Origin of the sequence: Lysinibacillus sp. G01H, from assembly GCF_028872195.1 — a bacterium.
Taxonomy (GTDB): Bacteria; Bacillota; Bacilli; order Bacillales_A; family Planococcaceae; genus Lysinibacillus; species Lysinibacillus capsici.
The window spans coordinates 1227769-1251992 of the sequence record NZ_CP118397.1 but is presented as its reverse complement, the minus strand read 5'-3'; the positions used below and the strand labels follow the sequence as shown (position 1 = coordinate 1251992).

Annotated in this window: 22 protein-coding genes, 2 pseudogenes and 1 riboswitch; of the genes and pseudogenes, 4 read left to right on the top strand and 20 right to left on the bottom strand. The window is 35.5% G+C overall.

Annotated elements, in window-relative coordinates:
• Positions 1 to 7 precede the first annotated feature (7 nt).
• Positions 8 to 931, bottom strand: coding sequence for a DsbA family protein (locus tag PSR12_RS05975; protein WP_274772041.1), 924 nt, complete (start codon positions 929 to 931; stop codon positions 8 to 10).
• Positions 932 to 1097: 166 nt separating this feature from the next.
• Here PSR12_RS05975 and PSR12_RS05970 point away from each other — a divergent pair, with 166 nt between their 5' ends.
• Positions 1098 to 1670: a TetR/AcrR family transcriptional regulator gene (locus PSR12_RS05970; protein WP_257521348.1), complete on the top strand. Its 573-nt coding sequence runs from the start codon at positions 1098 to 1100 to the stop codon at positions 1668 to 1670.
• 61 nt (positions 1671 to 1731) lie between these two features.
• On the opposite strand, the gene PSR12_RS05965 is transcribed toward PSR12_RS05970, so the two are convergent.
• From PSR12_RS05965 to PSR12_RS05945, 5 genes are all read right to left on the bottom strand, one after another.
• Positions 1732 to 2493, bottom strand: a complete 762-nt coding sequence (locus tag PSR12_RS05965) for an IucA/IucC family C-terminal-domain containing protein (RefSeq protein WP_221680441.1) — start codon at positions 2491 to 2493, stop codon at positions 1732 to 1734.
• Positions 2490 to 3317, bottom strand: coding sequence for an ABC transporter ATP-binding protein (locus PSR12_RS05960; RefSeq protein WP_274772040.1), 828 nt, complete (start codon positions 3315 to 3317; stop codon positions 2490 to 2492). Before PSR12_RS05960 ends, PSR12_RS05965 begins: the two co-directional genes overlap by 4 nt.
• 47 nt (positions 3318 to 3364) lie before the next feature.
• Positions 3365 to 4405, bottom strand: a complete 1041-nt coding sequence (locus PSR12_RS05955; protein WP_274772039.1) for a FecCD family ABC transporter permease — start codon at positions 4403 to 4405, stop codon at positions 3365 to 3367.
• Positions 4398 to 5414: a FecCD family ABC transporter permease gene (locus tag PSR12_RS05950; protein ID WP_274772038.1), complete on the bottom strand. Its 1017-nt coding sequence runs from the start codon at positions 5412 to 5414 to the stop codon at positions 4398 to 4400. The genes PSR12_RS05955 and PSR12_RS05950 overlap by 8 nt, the downstream gene beginning before the upstream one ends.
• Before the next feature lie 123 nt (positions 5415 to 5537).
• A complete protein-coding gene (locus PSR12_RS05945; RefSeq protein WP_274772037.1) occupies positions 5538 to 6548 on the bottom strand; it encodes an ABC transporter substrate-binding protein in 1011 nt (336 codons plus the stop codon).
• A gap of 558 nt (positions 6549 to 7106) precedes the next feature.
• On the opposite strand from PSR12_RS05945, the gene PSR12_RS05940 reads away from it, so the two are divergent.
• Positions 7107 to 7418: a CotD family spore coat protein gene (locus PSR12_RS05940; protein ID WP_274772036.1), complete on the top strand. Its 312-nt coding sequence runs from the start codon at positions 7107 to 7109 to the stop codon at positions 7416 to 7418.
• Positions 7419 to 7518: 100 nt separating this feature from the next.
• Here PSR12_RS05940 and glnA read toward each other — a convergent pair whose 3' ends face one another.
• The 3 genes from glnA to PSR12_RS05925 all read right to left on the bottom strand — a co-directional run bounded on the left by glnA (position 7519) and on the right by PSR12_RS05925 (position 10694).
• On the bottom strand, positions 7519 to 8853 hold the full coding sequence (gene glnA, locus PSR12_RS05935) for a type I glutamate--ammonia ligase (RefSeq protein WP_004225810.1): 1335 nt from the start codon (positions 8851 to 8853) through the stop codon (positions 7519 to 7521).
• 55 nt (positions 8854 to 8908) lie between these two features.
• Positions 8909 to 9286 (bottom strand): MerR family transcriptional regulator, encoded by a 378-nt coding sequence (locus tag PSR12_RS05930; protein ID WP_004225812.1) that lies wholly within the window; start codon positions 9284 to 9286, stop codon positions 8909 to 8911.
• A gap of 154 nt (positions 9287 to 9440) precedes the next feature.
• A complete protein-coding gene (locus PSR12_RS05925; RefSeq protein WP_257521345.1) occupies positions 9441 to 10694 on the bottom strand; it encodes a methionine gamma-lyase family protein in 1254 nt (417 codons plus the stop codon).
• A gap of 341 nt (positions 10695 to 11035) precedes the next feature.
• Between PSR12_RS05925 and PSR12_RS05920 the strand changes: the two genes are divergently transcribed.
• On the top strand, positions 11036 to 11641 hold the full coding sequence (locus tag PSR12_RS05920; RefSeq protein WP_257521344.1) for a trimeric intracellular cation channel family protein: 606 nt from the start codon (positions 11036 to 11038) through the stop codon (positions 11639 to 11641).
• A gap of 97 nt (positions 11642 to 11738) precedes the next feature.
• Here PSR12_RS05920 and cobT read toward each other — a convergent pair whose 3' ends face one another.
• The 6 genes from cobT to papA all read right to left on the bottom strand — a co-directional run bounded on the left by cobT (position 11739) and on the right by papA (position 19332).
• Entirely contained in the window at positions 11739 to 12794 is a 1056-nt protein-coding gene (cobT, locus tag PSR12_RS05915; RefSeq protein ID WP_274772035.1) for a nicotinate-nucleotide--dimethylbenzimidazole phosphoribosyltransferase, read from the bottom strand.
• 92 nt (positions 12795 to 12886) lie between these two features.
• A riboswitch (cobalamin riboswitch) is annotated at positions 12887 to 13062 on the bottom strand.
• Between the two features lie 96 nt (positions 13063 to 13158).
• Positions 13159 to 14853 (bottom strand): ABC transporter ATP-binding protein, encoded by a 1695-nt coding sequence (locus tag PSR12_RS05910; protein ID WP_274772034.1) that lies wholly within the window; start codon positions 14851 to 14853, stop codon positions 13159 to 13161.
• A 39-nt stretch (positions 14854 to 14892) separates the two neighbouring features.
• Complete coding sequence (locus PSR12_RS05905; protein WP_274772033.1) at positions 14893 to 16155, bottom strand: ABC transporter A family member; 1263 nt, start codon at positions 16153 to 16155, stop codon at positions 14893 to 14895.
• Between the two features lie 676 nt (positions 16156 to 16831).
• Complete coding sequence (locus PSR12_RS05900) at positions 16832 to 17695, bottom strand: ATP-binding cassette domain-containing protein (protein ID WP_221680431.1); 864 nt, start codon at positions 17693 to 17695, stop codon at positions 16832 to 16834.
• On the bottom strand, positions 17679 to 19091 hold the full coding sequence (papB, locus tag PSR12_RS05895) for a PapB family radical SAM/SPASM ranthipeptide maturase (RefSeq protein ID WP_257521340.1): 1413 nt from the start codon (positions 19089 to 19091) through the stop codon (positions 17679 to 17681). Before papB ends, PSR12_RS05900 begins: the two co-directional genes overlap by 17 nt.
• 82 nt (positions 19092 to 19173) lie before the next feature.
• Positions 19174 to 19332 carry a freyrasin family ranthipeptide gene (papA, locus tag PSR12_RS05890; RefSeq protein WP_156113266.1) on the bottom strand — a complete coding sequence of 53 codons (159 nt, stop codon included), beginning with the start codon at positions 19330 to 19332 and terminating at the stop codon, positions 19174 to 19176.
• A gap of 283 nt (positions 19333 to 19615) precedes the next feature.
• Here papA and PSR12_RS05885 point away from each other — a divergent pair.
• A pseudogene (locus tag PSR12_RS05885) lies at positions 19616 to 19810 on the top strand (response regulator transcription factor); the annotation flags it as partial.
• A 158-nt stretch (positions 19811 to 19968) separates the two neighbouring features.
• Here the strand turns inward: PSR12_RS05885 and PSR12_RS05880 are convergent.
• The 5 genes and pseudogenes from PSR12_RS05880 to PSR12_RS05860 all read right to left on the bottom strand — a co-directional run bounded on the left by PSR12_RS05880 (position 19969) and on the right by PSR12_RS05860 (position 24222).
• Positions 19969 to 21543 (bottom strand): annotated as a pseudogene (locus PSR12_RS05880) (IS3 family transposase).
• Between the two features lie 146 nt (positions 21544 to 21689).
• Positions 21690 to 21992 (bottom strand): rhodanese-like domain-containing protein, encoded by a 303-nt coding sequence (locus tag PSR12_RS05875; RefSeq protein WP_009371183.1) that lies wholly within the window; start codon positions 21990 to 21992, stop codon positions 21690 to 21692.
• Positions 21993 to 22087: 95 nt separating this feature from the next.
• Positions 22088 to 22318 carry an RNA chaperone Hfq gene (gene hfq, locus PSR12_RS05870; RefSeq protein ID WP_004225825.1) on the bottom strand — a complete coding sequence of 77 codons (231 nt, stop codon included), beginning with the start codon at positions 22316 to 22318 and terminating at the stop codon, positions 22088 to 22090.
• Between the two features lie 97 nt (positions 22319 to 22415).
• Positions 22416 to 23318, bottom strand: coding sequence for a tRNA (adenosine(37)-N6)-dimethylallyltransferase MiaA (gene miaA, locus PSR12_RS05865; protein ID WP_255601689.1), 903 nt, complete (start codon positions 23316 to 23318; stop codon positions 22416 to 22418).
• On the bottom strand, positions 23305 to 24222 hold the full coding sequence (locus tag PSR12_RS05860) for an alpha/beta fold hydrolase (RefSeq protein ID WP_257521338.1): 918 nt from the start codon (positions 24220 to 24222) through the stop codon (positions 23305 to 23307). Before PSR12_RS05860 ends, miaA begins: the two co-directional genes overlap by 14 nt.
• Positions 24223 to 24224 lie beyond the last annotated feature (2 nt).

Genomic DNA, 24224 nt, shown 5'->3' with positions numbered 1-24224 from the left:
CTCCTCATTATTTAGTAGTAATATAACATTCACCGAGCATTTCCTTCATTTCATATTGATCTGATGAAAGCTCTTTTTTCACATAAGCTATAGCCTCTGACTTTTCCAAATCATACATGACTTCAATTTCTTTGGAAAATAGAAGTTTTTCTTTTTCAAGTAAGCTTAAAAGAGATGGCTGTTGTTTTGGTTGCAGCTCTTCAAAATTGAGAACTTGTTTTAGTCCTTCCACATAGTTTACAAATGGACGTCCACCAACAATTTTTAAGCCTTTATTATCCTCATTCATCATAATAATAGTTGGAAATCCTCTTACGCCTAGATTTCTTACAAGATCAAAATCTTCATTTAATAACTGTTGCCCGCTTGTTTGTTCTGATTCATGTACAATAGCCCCTCCGTCAAGCCCCAGCTTATTTACAATGTCAATCATAACGGATTCCTCTGCAATATTTTGATTAAATATGAATAACGCTTCTCTTGCTCTGCGCAAATATTCAAATGCTGTAGCATCATGCTGATTTTTTTGAATCACTTTAAAAACACGAGATGGCGGATAGGATGATTGCACTGGATTATTCATCATCACTGTTCCATCTATTGGCATGCGATAATATTCTCCAACTTCTCTCCAGTGTCCTACCACATCCGCAGGTCCTGATATTCCATTTGCAGGGTCTACTGGACCATCACCCCATTTTTCTAGTAATCCTCCCATAATCGTATGAAAGTTAAAATAGTGTCCGTACTGCTCTATAAAGCGTCGAAGAACGGGTTCGAGTGCCCAACAATGAGAACATATTGGATCAGTTACATAGTATACTTCAACGGATTTCTTTGGTTGATTAAAATCAATCATCCCCAATTCATCCTCGCTAGCTACTCCACATACACCTGTCTCTAAATCACAAACCATTGGATGATTCTTCAATTGACTATCCCCTTTTCTTACTTTCGTTAAGAATAAATATATAACTCTCTTATTTGCCTTACAGTTGTATTTTATTCATAATAAAACCATCATTAAACCAATAATTTATTTGAATTGTTGTTTATACAACACTTTTTAGAAATTGTTTAAAAAGGAGTGCTAAGTAATGACCTCATCTAAGACAGATCTTCGTGTTATACGGACTCGTAAATTAATCATGGATTCTTTCATTGCACTTTCTAGTAAAAAAGAGTTCAAGGATATAACGGTTAAGGATATTACGACAGAGGCCATGATTAATCGTGCGACTTTTTATTATCACTTTGAAGATATATATGATTTGTTAGAGAAGGTACTGTCAGAAGTATTATTAATTAATTTGAATGATGACTTTCTACAGTATAACGAACTTAATGAAGGCGCTTTCATTATTCTCTTTAAAGCGATAACTAATTTTCAAAAGTCATTGTCTAATCGTTGTCATAGAGGCTATGAAGAGACAATTGCTCGAATTATTAGAGAGCAGCTTGAAATTATCTTTTACAAAATGTTATTGAAACAAAATGCAGCGACAGAGAACGAAGCGCTAAAAATGACTGCTGTAATATTAAGCTGGGGAATCTATGGGGCTTCTATAGAATGGAGAACTAGCAATCAGGAGATACAACCCGAAGAATTTATCAAACCTGTAATTCCTTATTTATTGGCAGGTATTGATGATCAACATAAAAGTGAATAAACACTTATGAAATGATATAAGTGTTTACTCACTTTTGGTGGTTAGAGATTTTGTGTTATGATCATCTTTTTATTTTTGGACAGGAGATACAAAAATCATTTGCTTCATCAGAGGTATGATAATAGAAACAACATGTTTTTCTCAAGCGTACAGGTTGCTCCGATTCCATAATTTTCACTTTAGGACCACAGTAGTTCGTCAAAGGATTTTTCCTTTCTCCAAAAATGGAGCCTGGTGCTAGGTTTACAATATAGTGATAATCCTCTTGTATACGAGCCTTTTCTTGCTCGCTGGCCCCTTCCCCTATTTTTGTTTCATAGAGCCAATTCACATAAATAGCTGTGTTTTCCCATAAGATTGTTTTTGGGATTTTACTTATTTTCGCTAATGACCGCCAAACCTTCGCTAAATTATTCGCAAAGATTTCTCTAAGAACCTCATCACGCCATTTTTCACGGTCTTCAGTAGGTATTGACACTGTGCGATCAATTAGCCGAATAGTAGGAAGCCAAGGTTTTGCATATTCCGCTTCTACCCACATATTTTCAATTCTGCAATGTAGTCCTTTATCGTATCTGGACATAGCATAGAATGCTGAAGCTATCGTTAAGACACTATAGCGCTTCGCAAATAACGATGCCGTAACTAGGATAGAGGGCGATTGAAAGAAATGGGCAATTTTTTGTAAATAATCTAGAGCTTGTTCATTGTCCAATAAATTTTTGGCATATAAAGAGTATGTAGCATCTACTGCAGGCTCTATCGCCAATCGATAGTCTCTTAGTAACACTGATGTTTCTTCAGCTGACAGTGTGAGGCTCAACAGATCCCTACCTCCTCTAATTCCACTGATTGAACTGTTCGCCCCTTGCCATGTGGCACACATAAAGGTGTACCAAAGAGCGGGTCTTTAATAATGGTACAATCCATACGAAAAACAGTCTGGACCATCTCTGTTGTTACCACTTCCTCTGGCTTCCCTTGGGCATAAACCTGTTTATTACGCACCGCCACAATATGATGGGCATAGCGACAGGCTAAGTTTAAATCATGTAATACCATAACGATGGTACGCCCTTCATTTTCATTTAAATCAAATAGTAAATCTAAAATTTCTACTTGATGAGCCATATCTAAATAAGTTGTAGGTTCATCTAGTAAAATAAGATCTGTTTTTTGAGCCAATGTCATAGCAATCCATACACGCTGCCGCTGACCACCTGATAATGCATCTACTGGACGATCGGCAAATTCAGTCATCTGCGTTACTGCAAGCGCATTTTTTACAATATTTTCATCCTCTGTAGACCATTGCTTTAACCAGCTCTGGTGTGGATAACGACCTTGCTTAATCAATTGCTGAACAGTTAATCCTTCTGGTGCAACAGGGCCCTGCGGCAGAATAGCTAAACGTTTCGCCACCTCTTTCGTTGAAATGGCCTCTAGTTTATTCTCATCTAAAAAAATTTCACCCGACTTCGCTTTTTGTAGTCGTGCAAATGTCCGAAGTAGTGTAGATTTTCCACAACCGTTGGCCCCAACTAGTACTGTAATTTTTCCTTTTGGTATTTGAAGATTCAAATCCTCTAAAATAAGATTTTCTCCATAGCTTACATGTAAATTTTGTGCTTCTAAGACATTTTTCAAAATCCTGTCACCTTCTTCTCCCGCTTTTAACTTTTTAACATGGAGCTTTATTGATTGCGCGTTCTAAATAATAAATAAATAAAGAATGGTGCGCCAATTGCAGCAGTAAAGACTCCTGTAGGTAAATCCTTTGGTAAAAAGGCTGTGCGTGCCACAATATCAGCTACAATGACAATGATTCCACCTATAATAGCTGCCACAGGAATTAATCCTGCAAAGGAACGCCCTACAAGCATTCTGCTCATATGAGGAGCCACTAATCCAACAAAGGCAATGCCACCAGCAAAAGCTACTGCAGAACCAGCTAGCATTACACTAATGAGTAGAAAAAGTACACGATACACTTGTACTTTTACGCCTAGCCCTATCGCTATTTCATCGCCTAATTCCTTCACATTCACCGTTCTTGCTAAAATAAATGTTAGTGGCACTAAAATGACTAGCCATGGTAATAGCAAATAGACATCCTGCATATTAGCCCCATACAAACTACCTGTCAGCCATAAATAAGCCTTCGTTGTAGCGGCTACATTACTGATCACAAGCAGCATCGTCACAACTGCCTTTGCTAAGGCTGAGATACCAATTCCAATTAATACCATACGAATGGGTGTGACTCCTTTTCTCCATGACAGTAGATAAATGATGAAGGAGACAATACCAGCACCTAATATAGCAGCTAACGGTAAAAATTGAATGCTGACTGATCCCATAAAGTACACGATAAAAATAATTGCACCCATCGATGCTCCGCTCGTTACACCAATAATATCTGGGGCAGCAAGAGGATTACGAATAATTCCTTGTAAAATTAAACCGGCAACTCCCAGCGCAGCACCAACTAATAAGGCCATTAAGACACGCGGGAGCCTTAATGTATGTAAGACAAAATCATAATCTCCATTCCCATAGCCCAACAATTCTTTCACCACTGTCACTGGATGAATAAACTCACTACCAGCAGATAAACCCAGAACCGTTATGATGACTAATAACAAGCTTAATAGTAATAGTATCCAAGCCGTTCTTTTAACAATTTGAAAGGATATACGATTAGATTTCGTTCGTACTGTCACATAATTAGGCATTTTTTGCTAACCCCTTTCGTGCAATATAAATGAAGAAAGGAGCTCCGATTAAGGCAGTCATGACACCAATCGGCATTTCCAATGGCATAATCACATATCTTGCCGCAATATCAGCCAACAGTAGCAATATTGCTCCCAACACGGCACTGTAGGGAATAATCCAGCGATAATCCGTGCCAACAAGATGGATCGCCATATGAGGGACAATCAAGCCGATAAAGCCTATTGAACCTGCAACAGCTACTGAACTACCTGCAAGTATGATAATAATTATGCCTAGCGTGATTTTCGTGATCATTGTTCGTTGTCCTAATCCTTTGGCAATATCATCTCCTGATTGTAAAATATTGATTGAACGCCCCATAAATATTGCCACAACTGTCACTCCTAAAACAAACGGTAGGACAGGCACAAGCATTTCAATACTACGCCCCGATACAGAACCTGCTAACCAAAACAGGACACTTTGTAAACCTTGTTCATCGATGACTAAAAGCCCCTGCGTAAACGAGACAAATAGAGCTGTAATCGCTGCACCAGCTAATACTATTTTTATCGGTGTTAACCCATCTCTTCCTAATGAGCCTAGGAAAAAAACCATTGCTCCCGCTGCACCTGCCCCTAAAAAGGCAATCCACATATAGCTCATTAAAGACTGAACGGAAAAAAGAGTAATAGCACTGACAATAAAAAATATGGCCCCTGCATTAATACCTAAAATATCAGGAGCTGCTAAAGGATTTCTTGTTAATGCTCGCATTAATGCACCCGCAATGGCAAGGCTTGCGCCAACTACTGTAGCGATCACAGCTCTTGTAAATCTAGATGTTCGAATAATGACATGCTCCTTATTAGCAGCATCAAAATGAAAAATAGCATCATAGATTGACGAAAAAGGTATGGACGTTTGACCAATAGCTATGCTGATTATAAATGCCAGCAAAAGAATCAAACAGCTGATGAGTAAACCTATTTGTTTCATCGGTCTACTGGAAAGAATAATTCTCATGTTATGCCAACTTTCTTGATCCACAATTTATCTTATGTAGGTTTCAATTATGCTCAAACACTACAATGAGAGGGCTGTTATTCAAGTATTCTCTAACACTTTTAACAGCCCATCCTTCATTCACTATTTTTCTAATTCAAACTTGTCATAAATATCATCTAACATTAAATTAGCACTAGTAATACCACCTGCTAGATTCCAATTGATTTCATCTACCTGATAAACTTGATTCGCTTTCACTGCGTCAAGCTCTTTCCAAAGTGGATGGTTTGTCCAATCTTCATAAGTTTTTTTCACTGTCTCATCATTTTCCATAAACATATAAATAACATCAGCATTCATTTGGGTAATACTTTCCTTGTCCGTTAGCTTCACAATTTCTAAAGAATCATCTGTTAAATTTTTAGGACCTTGGAATCCAAGCTCAGATAAAATAGAACCCGCATAACCTGTCACATAAATACGAGCATGGTCTGCTCTGAAGTTGACAACAGAAACATGGAATGGCCATTTATCGCCAAGCTTCTCTTTGATTTTTGTTTGGAAATCAGCTACTCGCGTATCCCAATCGCTAAGTAATTCTTTCACCTTATCTTCTTGATTCATTGCTTGACCCATCATTTCAGCTGTTCCTTTGAAATCGAAAACTGTTTCATGAGCAACTGTTGGAGCAATCTGCGATAACTGATCATAAATTTCTTCATGACGTACTTTAGAAGCAATAATTAAATCTGGTTTAAGCTTTGCAATTTCTTCAAGGTTTGGTTGTGTTTCTTGTCCTACAATTGCAACGCCATCAAGCTCATTCTTCATATAATTATAAACAGGCGCTTCAGCCCAAGATTCTACTACCCCAACTGGCTTAATGCCCATAGCTACTGCAACATCTGTTGCGCCTTGATATAGTGTAACGATTTTTGTAGGTGTGCCTTCAATCGTTGTAGTACCCATTGCATGTGTAATCTCACGACTAGAAGATTTTGATTCTGTGTTACTTTCTTCTGCTTTGTCGTTCTCTTGTGAACTACTGGAGTTCGATGTTTTCTCCCCACACCCAACTAATAATAACGCGAAGGTTAATAGTAGTGTGAACAGTACAAAAAAGTTCTTTTTCTGCAGTGATAATTTTGGCATACATTTCCTCCTAAGAAATAATCGACAACGATAATCATTATCAATTAAAGAGTATACTGTACGATTGTTTTATTGACAATATCTATTTTTTCAAAAAACATACTTTTTCAATAAAAATTTATTTTACATTATCCCGCTAGGAAGAACGTTATTTAAAAAACCTATTCATCGCGTTGAAAAAAAAGCAAGTGGATGGTTGTTAGAGGCTTTTACTTTTCACTTCGAAAATATGTGCTATTTTGTTCACTACTGTTAGTATGAAAGAAGTTTTGCAGCATGATTGAGGGGAGGATCATCGCCCTTTGGAAAGGACAATGATGGAACGGAAAACGCCTCGCCTGCAAAATTGCTTTTCCTGCCGTTGACATCATCTTTTTTCAACAATATGTCATGCTTTCATTTCACTCAAAGACGTAGGCAAATTGATTATAGATTTTCTACTATTTTAGTTACTTGTTAGATTTACCTATGCATTAATAGGCAAATAAATAGACCCTATCGACGTATATCTCATATCTTAATAATGAACTACAACTTATCAAAACAGGAGGTAATAACATGTTTCAACGAAGACGCCATCCGGCAAAAGGTCCACACTGCTGTCCGCCACAAATGATGCCAATGCAATATGATCCACCACAATTTTTACCACCAGAGCAATATGTACGCACAAATTATATCCATACGGTTGTTCCACACGTACAACCTGCACATGTTACAACAGTCAACAAACATATGATTGATCATCAGTACTATTTCCCATGCACAGAATCTGTCGTGAATGAATGCTGTGAAACACATACAATGTGCGGTATGCCACCTAACCCTTGCCATATGCATATGCCACACCATCATAAACATATGCGCTAATACTAAAATAACGATGGGGCTGTCATATGACCCCATCGTTCCTAATATATGTTCAGAAAAAAACCGAGTCACCTTTATCAGGGACTCGGTATCTTTATGATTAATACATTTTTAAATATTGATCGCGTTCCCACTGATGAACAGTTGTACGGTACATATCGAACTCGATTTCTTTTGCTTCTTTAAAGTTTGCATAAATATGCTCACCTAGTGCTTCCTGTGCTACTTGATCTTTAGCAAGTAATGTTAGTGCATCATCAAGTGCTGCAGGTAGGTTTTCAATACCATTTGCTTGACGCTCTTCTTCCGACATCACATAGATGTTGCGGTTAATAGCAGCAGGTGGAGTTAGGCTTTGACGAATACCTTCAAGACCTGCTTCTAAAATAACAGCCATCGCTAAATATGGGTTTGCAGAAGGGTCTACAGAACGTACTTCAACACGAGTTGAAAGGCCACGCGCAGATGGAATACGAATTAATGGTGAACGGTTTTGTGCAGACCATGCTACATAACATGGTGCTTCATAACCTGGTACTAGACGTTTATAAGAGTTAACTGTTGGGTTTGTTACAGCTGTGAAACCTTGTACGTGTGCAAGAACACCCGCCATGAATTGCATAGCTGTTTCAGAAAGACCTAATTCTGTAGATTCATCATAAAATGCATTTTCTTTACCTTTAAATAGCGACACGTTAAAGTGCATACCAGAGCCTGCTTCACCAAATAGTGGTTTTGGCATAAATGTAGCGTGTAAGCCATGTTTACGAGCGATTGTTTTAACCACTAATTTGAATGTTTGGATGTTATCACACGCAGTAACAGCATCCGCATATTTAAAGTCGATTTCGTGTTGTCCTGGAGCTACCTCATGGTGTGATGCTTCAATTTCAAAGCCCATTTCTTCTAGCTCTAACACGATATCACGACGGCAATTTTCACCAAGATCTGTTGGCGCTAAATCGAAATAACCACCATGGTCATTTACTTCTAAGGTTGGTTCGCCTTTTGCATCTAATTTGAATAAGAAGAATTCTGGCTCAGGCCCTAAATTGAAGCTTGAGAAGCCCATTTCTTCCATTTTTTTAAGAATTCGTTTTAGGTTGTTACGTGGGTCACCAGCAAACGGTTCGCCTTTCGCAGTGTATACATCACAGATAAAACGTGCTACTTTCCCTTTTTCAGAAGTCCAAGGGAATACTACGAAAGTATCAAGATCAGGATATAAATACATATCAGATTCTTCGATTCGAACGAAACCTTCAATAGATGAGCCATCAAACATCATTTTATTTTCAAGTGCTTTGTCTAATTGACTTACAGGAATCTCAACATTTTTGATAGTGCCAAGAATATCTGTAAATTGTAAACGAATAAAGCTTACGTTTTTTTCTTCGATGAGACGTTTAATGTCCTCTTTTGTGTATTTACCCACAGTTTTCCACACTCCTATAATTTGTCTAGCTTTTATGTTTACCCTACCCTATTTATTAATAGAATCGAGATAAATCCCCTCTTCGGATGGACGATTTTTGCATGCGCTGTGCTTGACGCATTTCTTCGCGCATAATTTGTCGTAATTCTGAATCACTTAAGTCTTGCTCATCAGTTGTTGCAACAGGATTTTTCTTTTTAGCAAATATTTTTTTAATCTTCGCCATATTCATACCCTGTTCTAAGTAGTCTTTAACCTCAAGCAATGTATCGACGTCATTTAGTGAAAACATACGTCGATTGCCTTCTGTTCGGTGCGGCTCAATTAAATGGTGTTCTTCATAATAACGAATTTGTCTTGCCGAAAGCTCTGTTAATTGCATCACGATACTCATCGATAATAACGGCATAGTTCGTCTAATTTCACGACTCATTTAAGTCCTCCTCCAATACCCGCTTATCATATAACGAAATTTTTTTACTGTCAACCAACCATGTAAGGTTATCTAACATGGTTGGCACTATTTTTTTCAATCAGATTAAAAATTGTAAAAAACTATTCATATTTAGGCTTTATCTATTGTCTTGTTATGCTTTTTGAATGGCTTGAACCGCACTGCAAATTGCAAATTTAACGTGTTCATATGTTAGTCCGCCCTGGATAAATGCTGTATATGGCGGTCGTATTGGGCCATCCGCTGTTAGCTCAATGCTAGACCCTTGAATAAATGTCCCCGCCGCCATAATGACATCATCTTCATAGCCTGGCATATAGGCTGGTTCAGGAGCATAATGGGCATTTATCGGTGAGTTCGCTTGTATTTCCCGACAAAAGTCAATCATTTGCTGTGCTGTTTGGAATGATACTGATTGAATTAAATCTGTACGCTTCGCATCATAGCTCGGAGAAGTGCTCATGCCGATTTCCTCGAGCATTGCAGCTGTAAATATCGCCCCTTTTAGTGCTTGCGATACAACATGTGGTGCCAGGAAAAATCCTTGATAAAAATCACCTAGTGTATTTAATGTGGCCCCCGCTTCTGCGCCAATACCTGGAGATGTCATACGATAGGCACATTTCTCCACTAAATCTGCGCGGCCAGCAATATAGCCACCAATTTTAGCCAAGCCTCCACCTGGATTTTTAATGAGCGAGCCTGCCATTAAGTCAGCACCGACCTCTGTAGGTTCCTGCGCCTCTACAAACTCGCCATAGCAGTTATCTACAAAAATAACAGCTTTCGGGGCTATTTTACGTACCTTTACACACATATCTGCAATTTCTTCAATTGTAAAGGATGGACGTGTTGCATAGCCTTTTGAACGTTGAATCGCGATCATTTTGGTTTGTGCTGTAATGGCCGCTTCTACACCTACCCAATCAATGGCCTGGTTATCTAGTAAATCCACATGTCGATAACCGATTTTATAATCTTTTAGTGAACCTGTATCTTTATCACCACCATCGACAATGGATTGCAATGTATCATATGGCTGACCAGAAATATAAAGCAGCTCATCACCAGGACGTAAAACACCAAATAGACTAAGCGTGATTGCATGTGTGCCTGAAATAATTTGTGGTCGGACTATGGCTGCCTCTGCACCAAATACTTCCGCATAAACACGCTCTAGATTATCCCGTCCCTCATCATCATAGCCATAGCCGTTTGATGGATGTAAATGATAATCACTTACTTGATGCTTTCTGAAAGCTGCTAGCACCTTCTGCTGATTGTAGAATGCCATTTCTTCTACCTTGGCATGATAAGGCCGAACTTGCTCCTCTACTTTTGCCGCTAACGATAGCGTTTCTATTGATAAATTTGATGTAAACGTCATTCTTTCTTCTCCATTTCACAATGTCTCGCATTTCAATCAGTAAGATTTATTAACTATCTAAATTGACTTCAATCACTCTAGAATTTCCTAACCAACTACTGGTATATGAACGCTTTTGACGAATGTTTTTCTTTATTTTAATCACATTTTATCAATTTGTATGTGCACCTGTAAAACTTGCCTATTGTTTCTAAGAGGATTTTACGCTAAGCTAATGTGCGGACTCATTTCAAGAAGCGTATTTAATGACCGATTTTGGCTATTAAATTCATAAATTCTGTTACGTAAAACGTCTTTTAACTTTTAAAAAAGTTTATTTATTGATAGAAGGGGTGAAAGGGATGGCTTGGGAGGTTTTTAGTATCATAGGAACAATTGCCTTTGCTATTTCTGGGGCAATTATTGCCATGGAAGAAGAATACGATTTATTCGGTGTATATATACTTGGTATTGTGACTGCTTTTGGTGGAGGAGCTATTCGAAATTTACTCATTGGACTACCTGTCACAACACTTTGGGGACAGGATATGATGTTTCAAATAGCGCTTGCTGCGATTACGATATTCTTTATTTTTCCGCATCATCTGATTCAACATTGGCATCGTTGGGGTAACTTCACAGATGCGATTGGCTTATCAGCATTCGCTATTCAAGGCGCACTCTATGCTGTCAAGCTTGATATGCCAGTGAGCGCAGTCATTGTAGCTGCTGTTTTGACAGGTTCAGGTGGTGGTATTGTACGAGATTTATTAGCTAGAAGAAAACCATTAGTTCTCCGTGATGAAGTTTATGGAGTTTGGGCAGCTCTTGCTGGACTGTTAATCGGCTTCGAGGTTTTTACAGGGGACATTTTCCTTTATATTTTATTCGCAGTGATTACAGCTTTACGTATTCTTTCCTATATGATGAAGTGGCGCTTGCCATTACGTAAATTAAATCAAGCATAAACACCATTCAGCCAATGACCAAAAATTAAGTCATTGGCTGTTTTATTGTTTTAGCTAATGTTTCATTCCTTATATGATTAAAAAAGAGACATTTAACTTACCTTTTTAACAACTGCATTGATTCTTCTAAAGTCACCATGTTTTTCATCATCGAGCAAGCTGCATCTAAAATAGGAAAGGCTAAGGCTGCTCCAGAACCTTCACCTAAACGCATATTCATGTACAACATTGGTTCAATGCCAAGTAATGCAGCGGCAATTTTAGCCCCTGGTTCCTCTGAGGCATGGGAAGGAATAATATAATCTTTTACTTTTGGTTCTAGCTTATAAGCAATGAGCGCGGCAATAGTTGAAATAAATCCATCAATGACAACAGGTTTACGATGGACAGCAGCGCCAAGTATAATGCCTGTCATCGCCCCTATCTCTAATCCTCCAACCTTAGCCAGAACATCAATAACATCATTTGGATTAGGCTTATTTAAGGTAATTGCTTTTTCAATAACTGCTGCTTTATAGGCAATGCCTCCTTGGCCTACTCCTGCACCAAACCCCGTTACTTCGATAGGCTTGCATCCCGTCAAAACAGCTAATATCGCAGCACTTGGTGTTGTATTGCCGATGCCCATTTCTCCAGTCCCAAGTACATCAGCACCTTTTATGATTTCCTCAGTGGCCACCTGGATTCCTACTTCTATCGATTGAATGGCTTCTTGTTTGGCCATAGCTGGACCTTGTGCCATGTTATCGGTACCGTATTTAATTTTATGAATAAGGACTCCTGCATCAAGTGGAATATCTTCTTTTACCCCAACATCTACTGTGACAACCTTTGCATTGGTAATGCCCGCAATCGCACAAACGCCTGTACCTCCCTTAGGAAAATTTAATGTTTGAAAGACCGTCACATCTTGTGGATTCGTGGTTACACCTTCCTCGCAAACACCATGATCTGCAGCACAAACAATCATCACCTTTTTGTCGACCATTGGATATAAGTGTCCTGTTATCCCAGAGAGCTGTACAGCAAGTGATTCTAGTTTACCCAAGCTACCTGGGGGCTTACAAAGCCCATCAATCCGTTTTCTAGCCTGCTCCATACTTTTCATATCAACCCCTTGAATATTTTGAATCGTATCTTGTAATAATTGCATGATTATTTCTCCTCTCGTTCTCATTGAGACAAAATAAAAAATCTGTAGTTTATTGTCATGACAAATAAACTACAGACTTTTCCATCATCTATCTCTTCTAAAGCATGTAGGCAGGTCTCCTGGCTCAAGTTCAACATCTCATAGCACCTTCCCAGCAATTCGCTAGTGGCATACACTATGAAACTCCCTTATACAGTGGCGGGTCCGCTAAAGCTTTTCACTTTATTCCCTATTCTCCCAAGTGGGCACCTATTGCTTTTATGTAATTATGTTAAATCTACTTTACAACTTTTTTAGTGTCAAGAGGAAAAATTTTTTTGAGTGTTAACTTAGTACAACCAGCTATTCAAACAATTTAGGCTTATTAAGAGCTTGTAACAACAAATGAATCCCTCTCGTTCACCTGATTGTTATTAACTTCAAATATTTTATCTGCTTCACTTATTAAAACAGGGTGATGAGTAACCAATATAACAGTCTTTTGTTTTTCTTTATTTAAATATAAAAGTAATGTTTCTATATTTATTTGGTTGTCTTTATCAAGCGCAGAAGTAATCTCGTCAAACAAATAGATATCCGCATCTCTTAGAAGCGATCTTGCTATTGAAAGTCTTTGCTGTTGCCCAGTAGATAATTCAAGCCCATTATGCCCAATAAGAGTTTCAAATTTATAGTCCAACGTTTCTATATATGAATAAATGTTAACCATTTTACAAATTTGAATTAATTCTTCATCCGTTGCATTCGGCTTTGCTAATAACAAATTTTCCCTTATTGTCCCTGTCATTATAAAATGCTCTTGCGTTACCAAACATACCCTTTTTCTATAAACATCATTAGGAATATATCTAATATTTTGATTGGATAGAAATATTTCACCCTGATAATTAATGTATAAACCTGATAATATATTCAATAATGTCGATTTACCTGATCCGCTTTCTCCCTTAATCAATACAATTTTCTTCAAAGGTATTTGGAAATTTATATTTTCTAAAACTGGAGATAATGCATTAGTATAGGTAAAGCTTACATTCCGCAACACTATTTTGTCTTTTCTAAAATGATGCGATGAATTTACATAGCCTGATACTATCAATTTCCTTATATTGTATTTATTGTCTCCCATTAAGTTTTTTACTCTATTTACAGACACAATTGCTTCTTGTAAAAAGGAATTTAGTTGAGAAAATCTTAAAAATGACTGACTAAAGTTATTGGCATAGGTTGTGAATGCTATTAATACTCCTAAGGTGAGGCTGCCTTTATAAATAAAGTAGGCACCTATAATAAGGATAATTAAATAACTTGTAAAGTTTAATAATTCTATTATTGATCCTGATTTTATACTTAAACGCATTTTATCAAGAGTATTTTTGTATAATAAGGTAATTCTCTTTTGATAGTTATCTATGGCGTTTATCTCATTATTAAATATCTTAAATAATTTAAATGATGACAGTATTTCTCCCAGATAGGTTAAATAAGAATCTAAATCTTTTTTGATGGCAGTATCCGTCATCCTTATTTTTTTTCCATAATATTTAAAAATGATAAGTGCTAAAGGACAAGCAATGAATAAAATACTAGCTAAAATAAAATTAAGATTTATCAATATTACGAACACAATTATTATACTGATAAAATCTACAACAATATTTAAAAACTCTGATACTACTTCAGAAAATGCCTTTGTATCATTTTCTATTTTATTCATCAGTTCACCTTTTGCTTTTAATTGATACTCATCCATGTCCATAGCCATGATTCTTTTTATTATCTTTAACTTAATATCCATTTGTAGATAGCAGGCAAATTTCGTTAAATAATATTTTTGGATTACTTTAAAAAATAAATTAAAAAGAAACAAAAAAGCCATAAACACTATAATTATGAATGCGGAATTGAGGTCTTTTACTGTTATAGAATCAATAAATTTACCAAATAAAAGGGGGTGTACTATACTTAAAATCATTGAAATGCCCATCAAAATATTTACTTGAAATAATTTTGCTTTGTATGGCTTTGTATATTTAAATACCTCACCTAATATTTTCATGAAATAATACTCTGTCTCCCTGATTTAGTTAAGGTTTTCTTATAACCTTTTGATATACAGATAAGCATTTTTCGGTTCTTCTTGTAATATTTGTAGAAACTTTTCCATATACGGATCTTTTTCATTACTTATGAACAAGTTTTCTACTGACTTCTTTTTCGCCTCACTAAAGAGCATGCTTTTGTTGGTGTATATAACCTTTTGCTCAATTGTTCTTTTTAAAACCTCATAGCAATTAGTTTGTTCCTTGGTTTCCCACTGTTCATCCATTAATGTATTTATCATGTCTTCTGTAATATTATAGCCATAATTAAATTCAAAAAATTTATTAGAATACGGGCGTATTTCAATGATGTTGCCAGAACTAATAATAATATTTTCTAAACTATTGTTATCTGGAAGGCTAAAAACCCTCGTTATTTTCAGCGTGTGATACGGAATGTTGTTGACACCGAAGCTCTCCATTATTTGAATAATGTCTTTATAAACATTCGCATAATTCTTCACTTTTTCTATACTCACACCTTTGTATTGGACAGTAAGCCCGTTATATTGATAATTTTGATAAGGTTTATTTAACAGTTCCTCTTCTTTATATCCATTATAAAAATGTAAGCTTAATAGAACGAAAAGCATCATACTGGTGATAATTCCAGCAATCCACTTTTCCGTTTTATTTGTGGCCCTCCTGCTGAATAAAATCGCGAACAATATAGAGCACAAACAAACGGATAAAACACCTATAACATTTAAGTAATGAATGAAATCTGGATACATAAAGTTAAGAGTAGGAGCTATATATTGAATCGTTTCTAGTCTATAACCATGCATTAACATTAATAAAAAATAAATGATGACAATTAAAATTATAGACACTGCTTGATTTTTAAAAATTGTTGCCATCAAAAATGGAATGGATATAGTAAATAGCTGAAAAACAAAAACAATAAGGAGAATTTTATATATCGGTGTCTCTACATATACAAACTTTACAAAACCAACTAATAACATAATTGCAGGGGTGGTCAAAATAAAGCTGAAAACCCATTGCCATAATAAAAGCTTTCCATTCGATATTGGGGAAATCATTAAAATTTTCTCTACATGATACCTTTGATGCAAAGTTATAATTTGAATCGTTAAAACACTTGAGAAAATCCCATATAAAGGAATCAATGCTTGAGCATCACTGACTGTAAAGAAATACTGAGAGATACATAATAGAATGACGATAGCATAATAAGTCAACAAATAATCACTTCGTAAGACCACTTTCGACCAAAATAAAAAGATATCTCTCATTTGTCATTCACCCTTCTTTTAAATAGCAACACATTTCCAAACATAAATAGTATGCCAATACTTAGAAAAATACCTCTCTTTACATTAAATAGCAGGTCAGTCATTTGATGTTGTATAAAATCAGGATTAAACCATATAGAAAAATAAGGAGAATTTAAATAAATGCTGAATACCAAATATATTATTAGTAAAATGTGTAGATATACAGTACGTTTCAAATAAAAGGAAATGAAAAAGCTAAAGGTAATGCTGTAGAAAATAGAAAGGAAGACTTGAAACAATGTAATTAATAGAATGCTAATAGGAACTTTATTTACATAAAAGATAAAAAAAACTACGTAGAAGAAAAATAGATACACTGAAACAAAAAGAATAACTGCTACGATTTTTCCAACTATATACATCGATCTATTTGTCAATTTTAGTAGGATGACTGCTCTTTCAAAAGATTGAAGATACCCCTTCCAAACATAAGAAACCATACTCGGTATTAAAATAAGTAAAAATACCATTTGTAACTGAAGTGTTCCATACCATTTTTCAATCAAAGTTTCCTGAGTGTCTAAGTTATTCATTATAATTGGAAGAACCAACATTATTAGTATAAGAATGACGGAAATAGCTCTACTTTTTATGAGTCTTTTTAATTCAAAGTTTATTAAAAAAGGTAATTCTCTCATATGGATAACTCTTTTCTATTTATATAAATATATGCATCCTCTAGAGTAGGCTCTGTCGATATACTTCCTTGTAACGGACTATCTGCAATGTAACGAATCTCAATACTGCTGCCTTTATCTTGTAAAGATACAAATAAATCCACATGAGGTATTTCATCATCTAAAACATTATAAAGCCATACCTTCCCTTGAACTTTATTAATAAGGTCTATTGTACTACCTAAGTAATTCACTTTTCCTTTTTGTAGCACCATCAAATTTTTACATGTAGAAGCAATATCTTGTACAATATGGGTTGAAAGCAGAATAATTTTATCTCGACTAATCCGAGTAATTAAATTTCTAAAGGAAATGCGCTCATGAGGATCTAAACCTACTGTTGGTTCATCAATAAGTATTATTTTGGGATTACCAATTAAAGCTTGAGCAATGCCAAATCTTTGTTTCATACCACCCGAAAGTTCTTGAATATATTTTTTTTGTTCGCTTAATAGCCCCACCTCTTGAAGTCTTAAGTTTATTTCCTGTTTTCGGCTTGCGCTATTATTCATTCCTTTTAATTTACATAAATAATCAAATGACTCTTCTAAAGTAACCTTAGGGAAAAAATCGAACTTCTGTGGAAGATAACCTAATATTTCACAAACCTTAAGTGGTTCTTTTTTTACGTTTAGCCCTGCAACTTCAATTTCTCCGTCATCAAATGGAAGTAATGTAGAGATTATTTCCATCAATGTTGTTTTTCCTGCTCCATTTTCCCCTAATAAACCAAATACACCATTATGAATTTCTAAGGAGACATTATCTAGTACCTTTTTATTTTTATAAATTTTTGTTAAATTCTTAATTTTGATTTCCATTTTTAACAAACTCTCTTGTATTTTTCTTTTCTAATAATAGTTCTCTTTGTTCATCTGATAAACGTAAATATAAATGCAAGGTAGCTTCTAATTGCTTTTGAGTTAAAATGCAATAATGTAAAGGTGGTGTCGTTACTTTACCTGTTGATTCTAAATTTTCATGGTGACACCCACCCCCACATAAATTTTTTGCCCAGCATTTATTACAATTTAATCTATTTGAAACATGTGCTTCTTCTAAAAATTTTGACTTAGCAATGGAATATGTTCCTTCAAAAATATTTCCTTGTTTATACTCTTTATTATTGACAAAACGATGACAAGGATATAAATCACCATTAATATCAACTGCTAAAAAATTAACCTCTGCACCACAAAAATATGTTGATTCGTGTCCAATATGAATACGTTCTAAATTCTTCATTATATTATTGAGTTTGACTGCTTTATAATATTCTTTTTTATTTACCAAATATTCGAAATAACAAATTAATTCATCATAACTTTTAGACAATTCAATGAATTGATCTTCTGTAAACATCTGCATAGCTGGGGCAGTATAGATACTCCTAAAATTCAAGTCGAATAGATGCTCATATATATTTACCAAATCAACATTATTCGGAGTAATGGTTGCCCTAACTCCTAGTTGTTTTTGCTCCCTTAATTCTTTTGTTCTGTTTAAAATAACATCATAACTTCCCTTTTTATTTCCGTAAAAACGATTTATGTCATGCTCGCTTTTAGTCCCATCAACACTTACTTGAACAGCGATGTTATTGTCTAAAATAAATTTTGTGATTTCTTTATTTATTAGCGTTCCATTACATGTCATACTAAAGCCAATTTTTTTATTATGTAATTTTACTTTGTGATTTGCATATTCTACTACTTGCTTAATTACTGGAAAATTTAATAAAGGTTCACCCCCAAAAAATACAATGGATAGATCATCACGATCACCTGACTGTTCTAGCAAATAGTCTATTGCTGATTTTGCTGTAATTATAGACATTCTGCCTTTTTCGTTATATTCTCCGTCACCAGCGTAACAATATTTACATCGTAAATTACATTCTTGGACCATCATTAATGTGAGTGCACTTATGTTTTTAACATTTTCTTCGTTAACAGCATTTCTATCAGTAGTATCATTGATAATCCTATTTTCTATTAGTGATTCAATAATATTATTAAATTCATTTTCAGCTATTTTATCTTTTAATTGATTAAAAACTTCCACTATGCTTTTATTGTCACTTGATAAAATAGAATAAATAATATCATCTATTTCAAATAAACCATTAGTATTCGGTACATAAATATATTTTTTATGATTAACTTCTAACTCTTTAAAATTTGATACTTTAATTTTTTTCTCCATAGATTCAATCATAAATACCCCCCATTTCTTGATACAATGTAGAGTAAATAATGATTTTACTCTACATTGCCAAATAAAAAATTAAGCACTTGTTTTAACCGTCTGTATCTTTTCTAAAACAAGTTTCCCAGCCTCCAGCACATCCCCAATCCATAGCATCACACTTATTGCAATAATCTTTTGCATCACAAAAAACACACCATTTAGATCTAGAGCTAGCACTATTAAAACCATGATTAATTCTCTTGAGCATTTTTTCACCTCCTCAAATCCCTTATAACTCCAACAAAACAATTAATTATTAGGTATTAATATGTAAATATTAATTTGTTTTGTAGTTCAAATTTAACAAAATTTCTCAAATAAGGTATCCGTAATTTCCGCAACCTTAGTGAAATTTAATTATTTTTTTGAAAAATTGTCACTATTTACATTTGATTAAACGATATTTTTTATCCATAATATAGAATAAAATGGAATTTATTGATACGATATCTTCTGAAAATAAATGGGGGGGATTATTACATATGATAAAGTTAACACCTAAAGAATATGAGATTTTAGAACGTATTGCTGAGGACAAAACCAATAATGAGATTAGTTTAGAATTAGGTATGAGTAGGAGAACAGTGGAATATCATATATCTTCTATTATTCGCAAATTAAATGCAGAAACTCGTTTAGGTGCTGTTGTAACAGCTATTAAACTAGGCTTACTAAGTATTAAATAAATTTTTCCTCTCATAAAAGATTTAATTTTGGAGAAATCCCTGTATATGACACTCCATTAAACTGCTCTGTTAGTTAGAACGAACAAAACAAAAAAATAGACCAAACATATTTTGAACTGCACCCCGTCAAGTAGACAGTGGAAATAATAAAAAATGTATTAAGCGGCTTGAGTCCTGAATTCTAACGGACTCAAGCCGCTTAACTTTTTCTGATAACGATCGTAATTATAAAAATGAATATAATCATCAATCGCTAGTTTTAACTCTTCATATGAATCGTACTTATGTAAATAATATTTCTCACACTTCAATGTGCCCCAAAATGATTCAATTGGTCCGTTATCAATACATCGACCAATACGGGACATACTCTGTGTCATATTGGCAGTTTCCACAATTCGCTTAAATTCCTTTGATGTATATTGAAAACCTCGATCACTATGTATTAAGGGCTGTTCGCCTGATTGTAATGATTGAATAGCTAATTTTATTGTTTTGAAAACAAGGGAATTATTATTCGAATGACCTAACACATAACTCACAATTGAACCATCATATAAATCGATAATTGCACTTAAATAAGCTTTTTTCCCATTTCCATACTTAAACTCTGTGACATCTGTACACCATTTTTCATTTGGCTTTTTCGATGTAAATGCTCTATTTAATAAATTCTCCGCCACATGATGTGCTGGGGATTTACGATAAGGCTTGCGCTTTCTACGAATAACAGACTTCAATCCACTAATCTGCATTAAACGATAAATACGCTTTTCGTTAACCATCGTTTGATTATTTTCTTTTTCGCTGACGATTGATTGTCAACGTTGTACGACGATAGCCGTAAATACCATCTACTTGTTGGTAAAGGAGATGAATGTCCTTTAAAATGGCTTCATTTTCAACTTCTCTGTTAGAAGGCTTGCGACTTAACCACTTATAGTAAGCTGCACGCGAAACATCAGCTATTTCACATAGTAAAAGAATCGAAAGTTCTTCCTCTCGATGTAAATCTTGAATCGCTAAATAGCGTTGCTGTAGACGTATTTGGCTTAACGATGCCTCCTTTCGATTTCCTCTAACTTTTTTAAAAATAAATTTTCTGCACGTAAACGTTCATTTTCACGTTCAATACGTTGAATCTCTAATTTCAATTTCTCCTCAACGGTTAATTCGACTTCATCTTTTGTGCGACCACGACGATCACGTAATCCCTCTTCACCATTCGTTTCAAATTTCTTCGTCCATTGATATACCTGTTGATACGAAACACCATAGGTATGCGCTGCCAACTGATAATTTTTCTGGTGCTTCAAACAGTACTCGACAATCTCAATACGTTCTTCAAAAGTTGTCTTTCTTCCTTCGGTCATAGCTTGACTCATTCCTTTACCTGAATCTTTTATTTCACTATGACTAGTATACTTTTTTACCCAGCTTTTTAAAACGGAGGTACTGCTAATCTCGTATTTCGCCAACACTTCCATCTGTGAATAATTTCGTTGAATGTAGTCCTCCACAGCCGCTAATTTTAACTCTTTTGAATAGAACTTACATGAAGTAGCTTCTTGTAATCCTTCACGTCCACCTGCCTCAAATTTCATTTTCCATCTATGAAAAGTTTGATGATCTATTGAAAACCTTTCACACAATTCATTGATAGAATAGTGACCTTCTTCGAACAATTGAAAGATATATAGTTTCAACTCGAGTGGATGTTTGCTTCGCCCCATAAAAAATACTCCCCTTAGATAAACAGATTTTATTTTTTCATCTGTCTACCTAATAGGGAGCATATCATAATATGTCTGGTCTATTAATTTTAATAGGGGGTTGAAAGTTGTCATTCCAAGATAAGGAACTCTTTTTTACTCACACTTTATTTAAATTCTAATTCTCCATCATAAGCCAGCATGCCGCCTTCAAGGTTTGTTACATCAAATCCTTGTGCCTCTAAGTAAGCACATGCATTGGCAGAACGAGCCCCAGCCTTACATACAATAATATATGGCTTTTCTACATCTAATTCCTCTAAACGTTCAGGGATAGTTCCGAGTGCAATATGTTGAGCACCTGGGATCATGCCATGTGCTACTTCATCCTCTTCACGAACATCGATAATATATAGGTCCTCATTTGCATCTAACAGATCTAATAATTGTGTTGTTTCCATTGTTTTCATAAACTTTGTCCTCCAAAATATAAAATTCCACTATCATTATAGCTTGTAGCAAAAAAAACAGCCAGTGTGAGTACACTAACTGTTTAACAAACTTATTATACTTCTGTCTCTAAAAACTCAATTTGTTTTGCTGGTACGAATGTAGAAATGGCGTGCTTGTAGATTAGGTGCTGCTTATTTTCAGCATCAAGTAGTAATACTGTAAAATTATCATATGATTTCACAGTCCCTTTTAACTGAAATCCGTTTAACAGAAATACAGTTACAAAAACACTGTTTTTACGTAGTTGGTTCAAGAACGTATCTTGCAAATTGATTGATTTCATCAAATAGCCTCCCTACTAACTTTCTACCTCTTCATTCCTATAGTAGCATGTTCTACCAATTTATCAATTAGTAATTTTTAGAAATTTTTCTTATTTCTTATAATCGATCATCAGGCGTAATAAAATGGACATCCATTTTATTACGGAAATAAGTAAGCTGTCTTTTTGCATAGCGACGGGAATTTTGTTTTAAGCTATCAATGGCTTCCTCTAGGGTACATTTACCATCTAAATAATCATATAATTCTTTATACCCGATGGCTTGTATAGACTGCACACCACGGATATTTTGCTGCCATAATCCCTTCACCTCTTGCAGAAGACCATTTTCCATCATTAAATCAACACGACGATTAATACGGTCATATAGCACGTCACGAGACATGTTTTGACCTAGCCCTAAAATAACATGTTGGTAAAGGGGTACTTCCCCTCGATTTTGCGCTTCAGCTGCTTTTGATACCCCGCTTAATTCCAGCATTTCTAATGCACGAATAACACGACGTGTATTGTTTGGATGGATTGTCTCCGCTGTTTGAGGGTCTAGTTGCTTTAATTTGTCATGCATTGCCTCAGGGCCAAGCTTTGCTAATTCCTCATAGTAGGCTTTTCGTGCTTCTTCATCTACTTTTTCATCAGTAAATTGGAAATCATAGAGGACAGCTTGTACATATAAGCCAGAGCCCCCTACTATTATAGGTAATTTTTGACGAGATTGAATTTCCGCGATCTTCGCACGTACTAATTTTTGATAATCTGCTACCGAAAAAGATTCTGTAGGCTCTAAAAAGCTTAGTAAATGATGAGGAACGCCCTCCATCTCTTCTTCGGTAATTTTAGCTGTCCCAATATCGAGCCCTTTATAAACTTGCATGGAATCACCATTAATGACTTCACCGTTATATTTTTTTGCTAGTTCAATGCTTAATGCCGTTTTACCAGAGGCAGTCGGCCCCACTATTGCTACGACCTCTGCCTGCTGCAGTTTAGTTTCTATCATATTTTTCTAACCACCGTAATAAAACTTGAAAGACCGCTTCTTGATTGTCTTCATTTAAAATTTCATGTCGTTTATCCTCGAATAAATAAACCGTTACATCCTCTACACCCACTGCTGCTAACTGTTCAGCAACTTTGTAAACGCCTAGCCCCTGTTCACCAACTGGATCTTTACTGCCACTAATCAAGAGAATAGGGAGGCCTTTTCTTACTTTTGCTAATTCTTTTTTACGATTTAGTGTGGCAAAGCCAGTTGTCAAATCCACGAAAAATTGATTCGTTGGAATAAAGCCACAATAGGGATCATCGATATACCTTTGCACCTCTTGTTGTACTGAACATAACCAATCATAGGCAGTCTTCGGATTGGGAAATTGCTTATTAAAGCTACCAAAGCTCAATTGATTTAACAGCTTACTTTCAGTTTCTTTTCCTAGTCCCTTAGCTAAAGCCTTAGCTACTAGATTTCCTACAGCATGCAAGGCTGTCACATTTCCAGTGCCACAGAGAATAACATTGTCTACTTGCTCTCCATATAATTGAATATAGCGTCTAGTAATGAAGGAACCCATACTATGGCCAAAGAGAATAAATGGTACATTAGCGTATGGTACGTGAAGTTGTGTAATCACTTCATGAGCATCTTTTACAACACGCTCAAAGCCGTTTTCTTCAGCAAAAAAGCCCAATGTCCCATTATATGCTGCCGTTTCACCATGCCCACGGTGATCGTGCATCGTCACAACATAGCCTGCTGCGTTAAGTGTTTTTGCAAAGGTTAAATAGCGACCGCTGTGCTCTGCCATGCCATGCAAAATGTGAATATGTCCAATACATGGCGTTGAAGGCTCCAATGTTCGAGTGAAGACAAATTGTTCATCCGACATTTGAATATAACGCTCCATCC